The organism is Streptomyces sp. NPDC005775 (assembly GCF_042871565.1).
Classification (GTDB): Bacteria; Actinomycetota; Actinomycetes; order Streptomycetales; family Streptomycetaceae; genus Streptomyces.
Map to the genome: position 1 here is coordinate 115,853 of NZ_JBIAIU010000012.1, position 12,849 is coordinate 128,701.

The window sequence follows — 12,849 nt, forward strand, 5'->3', positions numbered from 1 at the left end:
GGGTGCGGTCGCCGCCGCTGCCGCCGCCGTGCCGAAGCGTTGACGCTCGCAGCAGTCCGAGACCAAAGCGTCATCACGAAATAGCGACACCATGCACACAGATTCCTCACAACAGTCATAAGATCTCACCGATCTGACGCTCTGAGTGGCTTACGCCTCGGGGCTCGGCCCGTATCGCCGCGTCACACGCGGGCGTCGGGCCGCAGCAGTGGTGGGAAACGGGAACTAGGGGGTGGGTGGCATGTCTCTTCGAGATGCGTCCAGGTATTCGATATCCAACGGTGGCCAGGGCATGAAGAACAGGAGCAAGGCGCGCCGGGCGTACGGGGCCCTGGTGGTCGGGCTCGTGGCCCTCTCCGTCAGCATCTCGGGGTGCTCCGGCGGGGGCGAGGACACGTCGTCGGCTTCGGTTTCGGCGAGCACATCGGCTTCGCCTTCCGTCACGGCTTCGGCCTCCCCCTCAGCCACGGCTTCGACGTCCCCGCCCGCCACCGCCTCCGCGTCGCCTTCCGCGACTCCCTCGAAGAAGCCCGTCGTCGTCATGGCGACGGTGGGCGACTACGCCGGGTGGAACCTCCGCAAGGCCGTGGCGGACGCTCGCGGGCACCACGTCAAGTCCGTGTCGTACAAGGACGCCAGCGAGCTGGGGCGCTCCGTGGTGCACACCACCAACTGGAAGGTGTGCTCGCAGAGTCTCTCGGCCGGTACGTACAGCACGGCCACCAGGCTCACGTTCAAGATCGTGGAGGCCGACGAGTCGTGTGCGAACCCGCCGCGCGCCTCGTCCGGGTCGTCCGGGTCGGGCGGGTCCGGCGGGTCCGGCGGCTCCGGTGGTACGTCCACCAGCGGCGGGTCCTCCTCATCCGGCGGCAGCAGCGGCGGCAGCTCCGGTGGGAGTACGGCGACGAGCGGCGGCGACTCCACCACGCAGGTGTGCAGCATCCGGTCCAACGCCGGCAACTGCTACCGCGCCGGACAGTTCTGCCGAAAGGCCGACGTCGGGGCGTCGACCACGGACGCGGCCGGACGAAGGATCACGTGCGGCTACCAGTCCAGCGCGAACCGGTGGCACTACTGAGGCTGTCCGGGGCTCGGCCGAAGCGGCCGGGCCCTTCGGGCGTTGCTCGTCGCCTCGTCTCGTACGCGGTGTCCGTGCCCCCGCTCCGTCACGGCGAGACCGGCGCGGCCGGCGATCACCTCGACGTCGCCGTGCCGGGCGGCGACGACCAGCTGTTTTCCCATGGCACCTTCCGATTCCTTGTCGGCCGCACACCCTGTCGGGGGGCGGCGGCGGGGGTGGTCGGTCGGTCATCCCAACCAGGACCCGAGGGGCGCCTTCCCGACTCCCGTCCGCTCGTACCGGAGCCGGTACGAGCGGCCGCATCTGTGCACGGACCTCCACTGCCTCCTGCGTGACCGGCCGCACCAAGTGGTGCATAAAAACTGCCGGTTGGGGTGGGGCGAGGCAGGGCGTCGCATGTCGGGCTTCAGTGCCGCCCCGCGTCCACATGTGCCGCGATGCGCGCGATCGTTCCGGCATTGTCCTCGATCAGGTGCGCCTGCATGCCCACCGCCTCGGCAGCCCTCACGTTGACCGCCAGGTCGTCGATGAAGAGGCAGCTCTCCGGCCGCACACCCAAGGCGGCGCAGGCGGCCTCGAAGGCGCGTGGGTCCGGCTTCTCGATGCCTGTCTCGTGCGAGTAGACGATCTGCTCGACCAGTTCGTCGAACCCGTACAGCGCCGTCTCCCTCTCCCGGGCACCGACGAAGCTGTTGCTCAGGATGCCGAGCCTGCACTTCCCCCGGAGGCCTCGCACATAGGCGATGAGTTCCTCGTTGGGCGAGCCCAGGTACTCCGTCCAGAGGTCAGCCATGAACGCCTCGACCTGGGACGCGTCCAGTCGCAGGCGGGCGGCCAGTTGCTCGTGCACCTGCTGTTCGCTGATGCTCCCGAGGCTTCCGGCCTGCCATACGTCGCCCATGCGCTCGTTCACCGCGCCCGGGGGCAACTCCAGTCGTTCTTCCCAGCGTTGTACGCACCCCGTCGCCGGGGTGATCTCCAGTACGCCGCCGATGTCGAAAATGACACAGGCCGTGGTCGCTGTCATTCCTCGGTCTCCCTCTTCATCCGGCCGTCCGGCCTCATCCGGCCCCCGGTCGGTCGCACCACATCGTCGCCGCCGACGGCACCAGGCCGACCCAGAACAGCATGAGGGGGACCGTGCGGTCCGTCCACGGGATCCGGGTGACGCGGCGGGAACCACGTAACGCATGCGCGCGTCCGTCCGTCCAGACGCGCGCAAGGTCACCGGAACCCGACAGAGGATCTCACCTCCATGACTGGAACAGCCGCCCGCTACCTCTACCTCACACGCCACGGAGAGGCGTCACCGGACGAGAGCGAACTGACCGCCATCGGCCGACGGCAGGCCGTGCTGCTGGGCGAGCGGCTTCGGCGCAGCCCTCTCACTGCCATCCACCACGGTCCGCTCCCCCGGGCGACGCAGACCGCCCGGCTGATCCGCGAACAGCTCGACGGCGTGCCCCTGCTGGTGTCCGAACAGGCCGGCGACTACATCCCGTACCTGCCGCAACCGCACGAACTGCCCCCGGAGTCGGCCGACTCCATGATCGCGAGGCTGGCCGAGTTCCCGGCCGAGGAACGCGAACAGGGGCCGGAGCGGGCGCGGGCGGCTCTCGCCCGGTTCACCGGGCCCGTGGACGGTGACGAGCCTCGCCATGAACTGCTCGTGACGCACAACTTCCTGGTCGGCTGGCTCGTCCGAGACGCCCTCGACGCTCCGCCGTGGCGCTGGATGGGGCTCTATCACGCCAACGCCGCGCTGACCGTCATCCGGTACGCACCCGGGCGGCCCGCCTCCGTACTCCTCTACAACGACACCGGTCACCTGCCCGCGGAGCTGCGCGCGACCGCGTTCCCGCCCGAGCTGCACATCTGATGCGGGGACCGGCCGCTCCGTATCCGGCGGCCGCCCCGCGCACCGCTGTCCGAGGTCACCCTCGAAAGGGTGCCGCTCACTCCGCGACCACACGTGGCGGGTGCGCAACGAGCGCCGCGATGACGGACCGGTAATGCGCGACAGGGATGTCCACCCGCTTGACCGTCCCCCGGTAGAGGGTCAGACCCGCGATCGCGTCGAGCAGCACATCCGCATCGGCACCGGCGGCGATCTCGCCGCGTGCGATGCCGCGCGCGACGATCTCCACCCCCTGGTTCCGCCGGTTCCTGAAGTACCGCTCCCACAACAACGGGAACACCTCCGGTTCGAAGATCGCGAGCAGCCCGCTCCGGGACTCCGCCGACGGCCCCTGCCGCTGCTGGTTCCGGTGGTTGACCAGCGCGTGCTCGAGGAGGTCGCCTTCGAGGCTGCCGGTGTCGGGCGCCTCGCCCACTTCCAGGACCGACATCGCCGCGGACGCCACCAGGCCGGCCTTGTCGGTGTAGCGCCGATAGATCGTCGCCTTGCCGCAACCGGCACGCTGGGCGACGTGCTCGACGCGCAGGCCGCCGTAACCGACCTCGGAGATCAGCTCGACCGTCGCGCCCAGGATCCGGCGCGTCACCTCCGCATCCTCCGGGCGGCCAACCGTTGCTACAGCTTGGATGCGGGTCATATACATACGATACGTTCCGTTGCCGTACGGCCATGCGTGTCGCCCGGCATCGAGTCGGCACGGGGGCACCTGCTGCGGCCTCGATGGCCGGGAAGCGGATGCGGATGCGGGTGCGGCAGGTTGCCGCGGCGGCCGCAAGTCCACGGCGGCGACGCCGTTCCGGGCAGGCCTTCGGACCGCGCTCACCCCGGCGCCGCCGTCGGGCGACCTCCCCGCCTCCCCCTCCGAGACCACCAGGACGAGCAGGACATCCCATGAACTCCACGTCGATCCGCCTGATCAAGCCGTCCGACGGCCCCGCCCTCGCCGATCTGCGCACCCGGGACCGGCAGAACTACGCGCGCTGGCTGCCCGCCAAACCGCCGGAGTTCTACACACCCGACGGGCAGGCCGCGGTCATCGAGTCCCTTCTGGCCTCCCACGGCGACGGGCTCACCTGGCCCGGCGTCGTGGTCTGCGACGGGGACGTCATCGGGCAGGTCAGCATCAGCTCGATCCTGCGCGGCCCGTTCCAGAAGGGCTTCCTCGGCTACTGGGTCTCCTCCCTCCACCAGGGGCTCGGCCACACGAGCCGTGCCGTCGGCCTGGCGCTGGGGATCGCCGAGGACGAGCTGCGCCTGCACCGGTTGGAGGCGCACACCCAGCTGGAGAACCTCGCGTCCCAGGCGGTCCTCCGCAAGCACGGGTTCACCTCGTGGGGCACCGCCCATGAACACTTCTACGCCGACGGCGCGTGGCGCGACGAAGTGTTCTGGGAAAGGATCCTGGCCGGTGGGCCCGCGTCCTGATGCCGGACAGGCCGCCGGCGGGCCACGCCTCACCGGCGGGCCCGCCGCCTGAGCCCGACACGTTCTAGGCCTGCCGGACGACGTCCTTGACGAACACCATCCCGTCGCTGCCCGCCAGGCGGGCCGGGTCGAGAGCCGCGTAGCCGAACCAGGGGGATACGCGAGGCGCGGGCACCATATCGCCTAAGGCGGACGCCAGTTGTCGGGCATCGATGACGCACCGCTCCTCCGCGAGGGCGTACAGGATGCCCTCGACCGTGTCCGGCGGCGGCGCGTCCACTCCCCGGTGCCCGATCGTGCCGAGTGCCGTGGCCACGAAGGCGTACGCGTCGCCGAGTTCGGCGCTCACCAGCGCACCGGCGCTCCACCACTCCAGCGGCTTCCCGTCCATCCGCATCGAGCTCATCTCCCGCTGGAGATGGGCGTTGTGGGCGTGGACGAGCACCGGCCCCCGCGCGGCGAGCGCGAGGAGGTTGTCGGCCATCAGCCGGTCCCGTACGGCCACCAGCCTGGCCAGGCGGCCGGGTGAGGTGTCGGCCATCCAGGAGTGGTAGCGCAGCAGGCCGGTTGCGGTGCGCCCGTAGAGGCGGGCCCGGTCCCCGGCCTCGGCCGAGGTCGCCGCGAGCAGGTGTGGCGCCTGCTCACCCAGCAGTGCCACCAGGTCGTCGGCGAGCGGCCCCAGCCGGCCGGCGTCGGCGGACCGCCCCATCGACCGGGACGGGTCCCTCATCGCGGCGGGCTCGGTCCACCGGTCGTCGGCGCCGAGCAGGCGGTCGAGCGATTCAGCGGTGCAGGGGAACAGGTCCGCGTCCACCCCGGCGCCGACGAGGTAGGAGTGCAGTGCCGTGAGGGCCTGCCTCGGGCTCGCGGCGCCTTCGATCTCCAGCGGACCGTCGAAGCCGGCGAAGCGGACCTGTTCGGACGCGGGTCTGCCTTCGTTGTGGGCGCGCATCCAGCGCACCAGTTCACGATTGGCCTCGGAGGCGCCCCATCCGTGGCTGATCCCGTGCTCCATGACGTCGTCGAGCGTGCCGGTGCCCGTGGTGACGTAGTCGTCCACGATCAGTCCCCTCAGGCAGTCGCTCTCGATCGCGATCGTCCGGTAGCCCTCCTGTTCGACCAGTTGCCGGAAGAGCTCGTTGCGCAGGTCGAGCAGAGCGTCCTCGCCGTGGGTGGGTTCACCCAGGGCGAGCAGTCGGGGGCGGGCCGGGAACAGTCCCATGACGGCGGAGGCCTCGAAGGCGTGGACGGCGTCCTTGATGTCGGTAGCCATGCCTTCAACGGTATCGTTGAAGCCTCGGTTGAAACTTTTGCGCGACATGGGTGGGATATGGCCAGGGAGGCGAGTCATAACCCTCAAAGCGGTGAGCGGCTCAGGCCCGTTGACCTGGCACGCGCACACGGCCTGTCCACTCAGGCCGTCCGGAACTACGAGGAGGCCGGCATCCTCCCGGCCGCCGCTCGCACCGCCCACGGCTACCGGACGTACACCTCCCTGCACGCGACGGCCCTGAGCGCGTTCCTCGCCCTGGTGCCCGGCCACGGGCACCCGACGGCGACGGCGGTCATGCGGGCCGTGAACGGGGGCGGGGCCGAGGAGGCGTTCCGCCTCATCGACGAGAGCCACGCCCAGCTCCTCGACGACCGCCGGACCCTCCAGGCCGTGGAGAACGCCCTCCGCGGCCTCGGTAGTGCCGAGGCGGCGGAGCCCGGCCCGGCGTCCGGCTCCGGCCGTACGTTCATCGGGCCTCTCGCGGAGCGCCTCGGCCTCCGCCCCGCGACGCTGCGCGCATGGGAGCATGCCGGGCTGGTGCGCCCGCGCCGCGACCCGCAGACCGGCTACCGCGTCTACGAGGAGGCGGACGTACGGGATGCCCAGCTGGTCCACCAACTCCGGCGGGGTGGCTATCTGTTGGAGCAGATCGCTCCGCTGATCGCGCAGGTGCGGGCGGCCGGTGGGCTGGAGCCGCTGGAGGCAGCGCTGCACGACTGGCGCGCCCGGCTTTCGGCCCGCGGGCGGGCGCTGTTGACCGGGGCCGCCGAGCTGGAGACGTACCTCCGCGAGCGCGGTTGAGACGCCCGCTTCCGGGACGCTTCCCGGCTGCCGCGTTCCGCGGTGGAGCCGGCCGCACGCGGCACGGGTGGGGCGCATGGCATGGCGGCGGGCCGGTGCGCGTCGGGGGGCGCCGGGCACGAACAGGCGACCGGCTCGGTGCCGAATCGGTCCGATGTCTTGACGTGCCCCTGACTGGATGGCTTCATGGGATCGCGCAAATGTGGGAGCGCTCCCACGAAGCCCCGGAACGTCTGTCGATGCTCAGCTCTTGATCCCGCCCATCCCCTGGAGCCGCAGTGAGAACAGCAAGAAGCACGGCGAAGAACCCAGCGCGCAAGAATCCCGTCACCGCCCTCCTGACCGCCCTGGTCACCCTCCTCGGGCTGCTCGCCCTCGGCGGCCTCGCCCCGGCGCAGGCCGCCACCCACGCCGCCGCGACCGGGCTGCACATCAGCGACGGGCGTCTCGTCGAGGGCAACGGCAACGACTTCGTCATGCGCGGGGTCAACCACGCCCACACCTGGTACCCCGGCGAGACCCAGTCGCTGGCCGACATCAAGGCGACCGGCGCCAACACCGTCCGGGTCGTCCTCTCCGACGGGTTCCGCTGGAGCAAGAACAGCCCTGAGGACGTCGCAGCCGTCATCGCCCAGTGCAAGGCCACCCGGCTCATCTGCGTACTCGAGGTGCACGACACCACGGGTTACGGGGAGGACGCCGCCGCCGGCACGCTCGATCACGCCGCCGACTACTGGATCAGCCTGAAGGACGTCCTCGCCGGCCAGGAGGACTACGTCATCATCAACATCGGCAACGAGCCCTGGGGCAACACCGATCCCGCCGGCTGGACCGCACCCACGACCGCCGCGATCCAGAAGCTGCGCGCGGCCGGGTTCGCGCACACGATCATGGTGGACGCGCCCAACTGGGGCCAGGACTGGCAGGGCGTCATGCGGGACAACGCCCAGGCCGTGTACGACGCCGACACCACCGGCAACCTGATCTTCTCGATCCACATGTACAGCGTCTACAACACCGCCCAGAAGGTCACCGACTACCTGCACGCCTTCGTGGACGCCGGACTCCCCCTGGTCATCGGTGAGTTCGGAGGCCCTGCCGACCAGTACGGGGACCCGGACGAGGACACCATGATGGCCACCGCCGAGCAGCTGGAGCTCGGCTACATCGCCTGGTCCTGGAGCGGCAACACCGACCCCATCCTGGACCTGACGATCGGCTTCGACCCGACACGGCTCAGCTCCTGGGGCGAGCGCATCTTCCACGGCGCCGACGGCATCGCCCAGACCTCCCGCGAGGCCACCGTCTACGGAGGCGCCTCGGAGGACGACACCGAGGCCCCGACCGCTCCGGGCACCCCGGCCGCCTCCGCGGTGACGGCCACCTCCGCCTCCCTGACCTGGACCGCGTCGTCCGACAACGTTGCCGTAGCCGGTTACGACGTCGTCCGCGTCAGCGGGACCTCGGAGACGACCGTGGCCGCCTCCGCGACCAACAGCGTCTCCGTCACCGGCCTCACCGCCGACACCGCGTACACGTTCGCCGTGTACGCCCGTGACGCGGCGGGGAACCGTTCGGCGCGCTCGGCCACGGTGAGCGTCACCACGGACGAGGGCGGCAGCACGCCGACGGGCGGCTGCTCCGTCGGCTACCGGATCGTCGGCCAGTGGCCGGGCGGGTTCCAGGGCGAGATCACCATCCGCAACGCCACAACCGCCGCCATCGACGGCTGGACGCTGGGCTTCGCCTTCGCCAACGGCCAGAAGGTCACCAACATGTGGGGCGGGACCCCGACGCAGACCGGCGGTTCGGTGAGCGTCGCCCCGGCGTCGTACACCTCGACGATCGCCGCGAACGGCTCGGTCACCGTCGGCTTCACCGGCAGCCAGAGCGGTACGAACGCCGCCCCGGCCGCCTTCACCCTCAGCGGCGCCGCGTGCACCGCCGCGTGACGGAGTAGTACCGCCCCGAGCCCAGGCTGCCGCGACCTCACGCGGACGGGCCTGGCCGGGTGTCCCGGACGCGCTGTCACGGCACGGCGGGCACCCCGGGTATCGCCGGCCGGCAGGGCACTCGCCCCACCGGCCGGCGTCTTCGTGTGCCGGGTTCGCAAGCACGTACGCCGGCGGCCCGGCGCACGACGTCCGGCACACGTCGGCCGCACACCGGCCGTCTGGAGCGGCCCCGGAGTAGGGCCCCCTGGTCCGAGTTACTCTGACGGTCCGTCAGTTCGTGTCGGTGGTCGTGGCACGCTCGTACGTGAGGAACGCCACCCCGCTGTCGAGGACCTTGTGGTCCGCGAGCGTCCAGGCGTTCGGCTGGAACGGGGCCTGGTGGGAGAAGAGCGGGATGCCCGCCCCGATCGTCAGCGGGCTCAGCTTGACGATCAGCGTGTCGATCTCCGGGTAGAGGGAGGCGGCCAGCTCGCCGCCGCCGACCAGCCAGATGTCCTTGCCCTCCTCCTGCTTCAACTCCCGTACGCGCGCCGCCGGATCGGTGGCGACGATCTCCACTGCGGGATCGGGGCTCTCCCCCAGCGTCCGGGAGAAGACGATGTGCCGCAGATGCGGATAGGCATCGCTCACGCCCGCCTTGAGGCCGATCTCGTAGGAGCGGCGTCCCTCGACGACCGTGTCGAAGTGCGTGCCCTCCGCCGTGATCGAGAGCGCGGCCCGGGCGGGGCCCGGGAGGGTCTCCGGGAACTCGGCGATCATGTGCGCGATGTAGTCCCCGGGGATCGGCCAGAATCCGTCGGGCCCGCTGGGGTCGGCGCCGTCCGGACCGGCGATGAAGCCGTCGAGTGTGGAGGCGATGTAGTACACGAGCTTGCGCACGTAGGGCCTTTCGTCCATTGACGCGCCAGCCGCGGGGGCGGCGCGCGTATTCCCCACGGGCGGCAACCCGGGGGCCGGGCAGGGCGGTTCAGGCGGGGTCGAGGAGGGCGAGGTCCAGGGTCAGCCGGTTTCTCCAGTCATTGGTGCAGACGGCGGTCGTTCCCTCGTAGTGCACCGTGATGAACGGGTTCGAGAAGTACATGACGGCGACCCACCGCAGGGTGCGGTCGCTGCCGAGACGGGCGAGGTAGCCGACGTTGCCCATTCCGCTGCCGCCGCCCGACATCCATCCCGACCCGTCCGGGAGCGGGCTCTCGAAGCAGGTGTCCACTTCCGTGGTGCCGTCCTCCTCGATGGCGAGGGCCACGTCGAGCGGCTCACCGAGACGGAAGGGAATCGGCTGCCCGGCGTCCGGGTGATAGGCGCCGGGGCCGTCCACGTGCACGTCCCGACCGGTGTCATCCGGCCGGTACAGCCCGTCCCGGTACGGCATCTCTCCGGCCGCCCACAGGCGCTCGATCATCCCCACGGCCCACCCCGCCGACTCCAGAGGCCCAGCACCCGTCATCGAAGCGCCGCTCGACATGATCAACCAGGCGCTGCCCCCGCGCAACGGGAATCCCCGCTTCCGTCACGGGACCAGCCGGGGCGGCCCCGCGACCGGCAACGCGTCCGGCCCGGCCGCGCGCTGCCGGGTCAGCTCGCCACCTCCTCCCGCCGCCGGTCATCGCTGACTGTGGCGGGGATGGCGTGGTCGATGAGGACGGCGGCGATGGCGTCGGCGGTGGGGAAGGCGTCGGCGTCCAGGACCCGGGTGCGGGCCGCGGCGCCGTCGAGGAGCAGCGCGAGCTGCTCGCCGAGCTGTTCGGGGTCGGCGGCGCCGGCTTCGCGGGCGGTGTCGGCGAGCCGTACGGCGACGGCCTTCTTGTAGTCGCGCGCGTACTGGGACGCGGGGTGCTGGGGGTCTGGCCCACCGCGAGGAGACCTCGATCGCACAGGAGGTCGCCAAGGCGGCCCCGGCCGGCGTCGGCGTGGTGAAGGCGTTCAACACCGTCTTCCGTCACGTCCTGGAGAAGGGACGGCCCGACGTATTCCTCGCCGGCGACCACGCACAGGCCAAGGCGAGCGTGGGGGCGTTCATCGAAAGCCTCGGGATGCGCCCGCTGGACGTCGGGCGGTCTGAAGATGGCGCACTGGCTGGAAGGAGCGGGCCTGGTCACGGTGGGCCTCACCAACAACGGAGTGGGGAACCTGGACTTCGCCCTCGGCGTCACCGAACTCCCCGCCTGAGCGCGCGGCTGACGGTCCATCGGGTCAGCTCGTCGACGGACCCGGGTTCCGCACTCTCCACAGCTCCGCCTCGTCAGCAGGTGGGCAACCGCACCGCGCCGACGTTGTCGTGGGCGTCCCGCGCGCGGTCGACGGACTCGGGAGGGGAGCGTCCGACGAAGCCGCGAATTCGCGCGGGACAGCCCTCGACGTCGGCATCCGCGTCGGCCTCGATGTGCGGCAGCCGACAGAACGGCCGGCGGGAACGTAAGGACCCCGTAACACGCGTACTGCGCCGGTCGGGATTTGGATAGGGTGCCGTTCCTACAGTAGTGCTCTCCGGGGGAGTTACGAGTTCATGAGCGGTCAGCAGCCACAGCGCGGCAGCGCCTCCCACGTCTTCCAGCCACTGGCGGCCGACGACCCGGCCACCATCGCCGGATACCGTCTCGCCGCCAAACTCGGCGCGGGCGGCATGGGCAAGGTGTACCTGTCGTACACGCCCGGCGGACGGCCCGTCGCCATCAAGGTCATCCGGCCCGAGTTCGGCGAAGACCCCGAATTCCGGCGGCGGTTCGCGCAGGAGGTGCAGTCCGCGCAGCGTGTGCAGGGGCTGTTCACCGCGCCCGTCATCGACGCCGACACCAAGGGTGCGCAGCCGTGGCTCGCCACCGCGTACGTCCCGGGGCCCTCGCTCGCCGACGCGGTCCTCGCGCACGGGGCGCTGCCGGTCGAGGCCGTGCTGCTGCTGATCGCCGGAATGGCGGAGGCGCTGCACGTCATCCACGGGGCGGGCATCGTGCACCGCGACCTCAAGCCGTCGAACGTGCTGCTCGCCGCCGACGGGCCGCGCGTCATCGACTTCGGCATCGCGTACGCGGCCGACGCGACCTCGCTCACCGGCAGCGGTGTCACCATCGGCACCCCGTCGTTCATGGCTCCGGAGCAGGCCGCCGGGCGCCGGGTCACTCCGGCCACCGACATCTTCGCGCTCGGTCAGGTCGCGGCGTACGCGGCCACGGGGTCCCCGGCCTTCGGCGAGGGGACCTCGCACGGGGTGCTGTACCGGATCGTCCACGAGGAGCCGGACCTCACCGGTGTCCCGGAGCGGCTGACGGAGCTCGTCGGCCGTTGCCTGGCCAAGGACGCGGAGGCCAGGCCCTCGGTCGCCGAGGTCATCGCGCTGTGCCAGACCGCGAACGCGGAGACGGTGCTGCGGCGCCCCGAGGACTGGCTGCCGAGTCCGGTGGCCGCCGACATCACCGTACGAGCGGCCGCCCCGGCGCCGGTCCAGACGCCGCCGCCCCCGGCCGCCGCCCCCGTCGTCGCCCCGTCCGCCGCCCACGCGCCCACGACTCCGGCGGCGCCGAGCACGCCGCCTCCGGGCTTCGGGCCGCCGGTGACGCCGCCGCCCGGCCAGGCGCCGTATCCGGTGCAGCAGCAGACCGGGCCTCCCACGCAGCCCTACCAGCCGGCCCCGGCGGCTCAGGCGCACACTCCGGGGCCGTTCCCCACGCCGTACCCGCCGCAGGCCCAGACCCACCCCGGACACCTCGCGCCCCAGGGACCGGCCGCACCCCAGCCCAAGAAGCGCCGTGGTGGCCGGGTCGCGGCCCTCGCCATCGCCGTGGCGCTCGTCGTCGGCGTGGCCGGCGGCGGGACGGCGTACTTCCTCCTCAAGGACGACGGGAAGTCGTCGCAGAGCAACGAGTCACCCAAGGGCGACAGCACGCCGAAGCAGAGCAGTTCGTCGCCGAGCACGGAGGAGAACGCGGGGGTGGAGAGCCCGGACACCGCTGCCGATCCGGCGCCGTCCACCGAGGCCGACCCCGAACCTGAGGACTTCGCGGGCATCAACCTCACCACCGAGTACTACCTGACGCTCGGGGACGACGACCTCAAGCCGCAGAACGACGACAGCAGCGGTTCCCCGCTGGTGTACTACAGCAACGGCGGGCACCTCGACGCGGCGGGCCCGGAAGGAACCCTGGTGCTGCTCAATCCGGGCCAGCAGGGGTCGCTGGACGTCTGCCGCGCGGAGACCCGGTTCACCGGGAGCATCTCCGTGAGCAAGCTCTCCAAGGGGAGGCAGGTCTGCGTCACGACAGAGGCCGGGCACATGGCCCTCCTGACGTACCAGGGGCACTCGTCCGAGGACTCCCCCAGCAGGTACATGACGGTGGATGTGACGGTCTGGCGCAACGCGGCGAGCTGACCCGGCGGTGCGGGACGCGGCCGGGGCCGGGCC

General features: G+C 71.4%; 14 protein-coding genes and 1 pseudogene. 7 read left to right on the plus strand and 8 right to left on the minus strand.

From position 1 onward, the window contains the following. Positions 1–225: 225 nt before the first annotated feature. Entirely contained in the window at positions 226–543 is a 318-nt protein-coding gene (locus ACFYPA_RS26385) for a hypothetical protein (protein WP_359082402.1), read from the minus strand. On the opposite strand from ACFYPA_RS26385, the gene ACFYPA_RS26390 reads away from it, so the two are divergent. Further along, complete coding sequence (locus ACFYPA_RS26390; protein WP_389134497.1) at positions 542–1,078, plus strand: hypothetical protein; 537 nt, start codon at positions 542–544, stop codon at positions 1,076–1,078. The two genes, ACFYPA_RS26385 and ACFYPA_RS26390, sit on opposite strands and share 2 nt — an antisense overlap. Here the strand turns inward: ACFYPA_RS26390 and ACFYPA_RS26395 are convergent. Both ACFYPA_RS26395 and ACFYPA_RS26400 read right to left on the minus strand, forming a co-directional pair. Further along, positions 1,072–1,242 carry a hypothetical protein gene (locus tag ACFYPA_RS26395; protein WP_389134500.1) on the minus strand — a complete coding sequence of 57 codons (171 nt, stop codon included), beginning with the start codon at positions 1,240–1,242 and terminating at the stop codon, positions 1,072–1,074. The two genes, ACFYPA_RS26390 and ACFYPA_RS26395, sit on opposite strands and share 7 nt — an antisense overlap. Before the next feature lie 245 nt (positions 1,243–1,487). Further along, positions 1,488–2,108: an HAD family hydrolase gene (locus ACFYPA_RS26400; protein ID WP_389134502.1), complete on the minus strand. Its 621-nt coding sequence runs from the start codon at positions 2,106–2,108 to the stop codon at positions 1,488–1,490. A 228-nt stretch (positions 2,109–2,336) separates the two neighbouring features. Here ACFYPA_RS26400 and ACFYPA_RS26405 point away from each other — a divergent pair, with 228 nt between their 5' ends. Beyond that, complete coding sequence (locus tag ACFYPA_RS26405) at positions 2,337–2,960, plus strand: histidine phosphatase family protein (protein ID WP_359316881.1); 624 nt, start codon at positions 2,337–2,339, stop codon at positions 2,958–2,960. 76 nt (positions 2,961–3,036) lie between these two features. Here ACFYPA_RS26405 and ACFYPA_RS26410 read toward each other — a convergent pair whose 3' ends face one another. After that, on the minus strand, positions 3,037–3,636 hold the full coding sequence (locus tag ACFYPA_RS26410; RefSeq protein WP_389134506.1) for a TetR/AcrR family transcriptional regulator: 600 nt from the start codon (positions 3,634–3,636) through the stop codon (positions 3,037–3,039). Positions 3,637–3,890: 254 nt separating this feature from the next. On the opposite strand from ACFYPA_RS26410, the gene ACFYPA_RS26415 reads away from it, so the two are divergent. Beyond that, a complete protein-coding gene (locus ACFYPA_RS26415) occupies positions 3,891–4,424 on the plus strand; it encodes a GNAT family protein (RefSeq protein ID WP_359082396.1) in 534 nt (177 codons plus the stop codon). 64 nt (positions 4,425–4,488) lie between these two features. Here ACFYPA_RS26415 and ACFYPA_RS26420 read toward each other — a convergent pair whose 3' ends face one another. Continuing rightward, positions 4,489–5,697, minus strand: coding sequence for an erythromycin esterase family protein (locus ACFYPA_RS26420; RefSeq protein WP_359351547.1), 1,209 nt, complete (start codon positions 5,695–5,697; stop codon positions 4,489–4,491). 57 nt (positions 5,698–5,754) lie between these two features. Between ACFYPA_RS26420 and ACFYPA_RS26425 the strand changes: the two genes are divergently transcribed. Together ACFYPA_RS26425 and ACFYPA_RS26430 are read left to right on the plus strand one after the other, a co-directional pair. After that, complete coding sequence (locus tag ACFYPA_RS26425) at positions 5,755–6,498, plus strand: TioE family transcriptional regulator (RefSeq protein WP_389134510.1); 744 nt, start codon at positions 5,755–5,757, stop codon at positions 6,496–6,498. A 278-nt stretch (positions 6,499–6,776) separates the two neighbouring features. After that, positions 6,777–8,450 carry a cellulase family glycosylhydrolase gene (locus ACFYPA_RS26430; RefSeq protein WP_389134513.1) on the plus strand — a complete coding sequence of 558 codons (1,674 nt, stop codon included), beginning with the start codon at positions 6,777–6,779 and terminating at the stop codon, positions 8,448–8,450. 273 nt (positions 8,451–8,723) lie between these two features. Here the strand turns inward: ACFYPA_RS26430 and ACFYPA_RS26435 are convergent, their stop codons facing one another. The 3 genes from ACFYPA_RS26435 to ACFYPA_RS26445 all read right to left on the minus strand — a co-directional run bounded on the left by ACFYPA_RS26435 (position 8,724) and on the right by ACFYPA_RS26445 (position 10,328). After that, complete coding sequence (locus ACFYPA_RS26435) at positions 8,724–9,332, minus strand: dihydrofolate reductase family protein (RefSeq protein WP_389134633.1); 609 nt, start codon at positions 9,330–9,332, stop codon at positions 8,724–8,726. Positions 9,333–9,420: 88 nt separating this feature from the next. Continuing rightward, positions 9,421–9,855, minus strand: a complete 435-nt coding sequence (locus ACFYPA_RS26440) for a hypothetical protein (protein WP_359082391.1) — start codon at positions 9,853–9,855, stop codon at positions 9,421–9,423. A gap of 173 nt (positions 9,856–10,028) precedes the next feature. Further along, positions 10,029–10,328, minus strand: coding sequence for a hypothetical protein (locus ACFYPA_RS26445; RefSeq protein WP_389134516.1), 300 nt, complete (start codon positions 10,326–10,328; stop codon positions 10,029–10,031). On the opposite strand from ACFYPA_RS26445, the pseudogene ACFYPA_RS26450 reads away from it, so the two are divergent. Both ACFYPA_RS26450 and ACFYPA_RS26455 read left to right on the plus strand, forming a co-directional pair. Continuing rightward, positions 10,295–10,622, plus strand: a pseudogene (locus ACFYPA_RS26450) (NADP oxidoreductase); the annotation flags it as partial. The gene ACFYPA_RS26445 and the pseudogene ACFYPA_RS26450 sit on opposite strands and share 34 nt — an antisense overlap. Before the next feature lie 337 nt (positions 10,623–10,959). Then, on the plus strand, positions 10,960–12,816 hold the full coding sequence (locus tag ACFYPA_RS26455; protein ID WP_359316866.1) for a protein kinase: 1,857 nt from the start codon (positions 10,960–10,962) through the stop codon (positions 12,814–12,816). Positions 12,817–12,849: the final 33 nt, after the last annotated feature.

Coding starts and splice junctions, on each gene's coding strand:
- ACFYPA_RS26390 (WP_389134497.1), top strand. CDS start 542: ATGGCGACGGTGGGCGACTACGCCGGGTGGAACCTCCGCAAGGCCGTG.
- ACFYPA_RS26385 (WP_359082402.1), bottom strand. CDS start 543: ATGACGACGACGGGCTTCTTCGAGGGAGTCGCGGAAGGCGACGCGGAG.
- ACFYPA_RS26395 (WP_389134500.1), bottom strand. CDS start 1,242: ATGGGAAAACAGCTGGTCGTCGCCGCCCGGCACGGCGACGTCGAGGTG.
- ACFYPA_RS26400 (WP_389134502.1), bottom strand. CDS start 2,108: ATGACAGCGACCACGGCCTGTGTCATTTTCGACATCGGCGGCGTACTG.
- ACFYPA_RS26405 (WP_359316881.1), top strand. CDS start 2,337: ATGACTGGAACAGCCGCCCGCTACCTCTACCTCACACGCCACGGAGAG.
- ACFYPA_RS26410 (WP_389134506.1), bottom strand. CDS start 3,636: ATGACCCGCATCCAAGCTGTAGCAACGGTTGGCCGCCCGGAGGATGCG.
- ACFYPA_RS26415 (WP_359082396.1), top strand. CDS start 3,891: ATGAACTCCACGTCGATCCGCCTGATCAAGCCGTCCGACGGCCCCGCC.
- ACFYPA_RS26420 (WP_359351547.1), bottom strand. CDS start 5,697: ATGGCTACCGACATCAAGGACGCCGTCCACGCCTTCGAGGCCTCCGCC.
- ACFYPA_RS26425 (WP_389134510.1), top strand. CDS start 5,755: ATGGCCAGGGAGGCGAGTCATAACCCTCAAAGCGGTGAGCGGCTCAGG.
- ACFYPA_RS26440 (WP_359082391.1), bottom strand. CDS start 9,855: ATGATCGAGCGCCTGTGGGCGGCCGGAGAGATGCCGTACCGGGACGGG.
- ACFYPA_RS26455 (WP_359316866.1), top strand. CDS start 10,960: ATGAGCGGTCAGCAGCCACAGCGCGGCAGCGCCTCCCACGTCTTCCAG.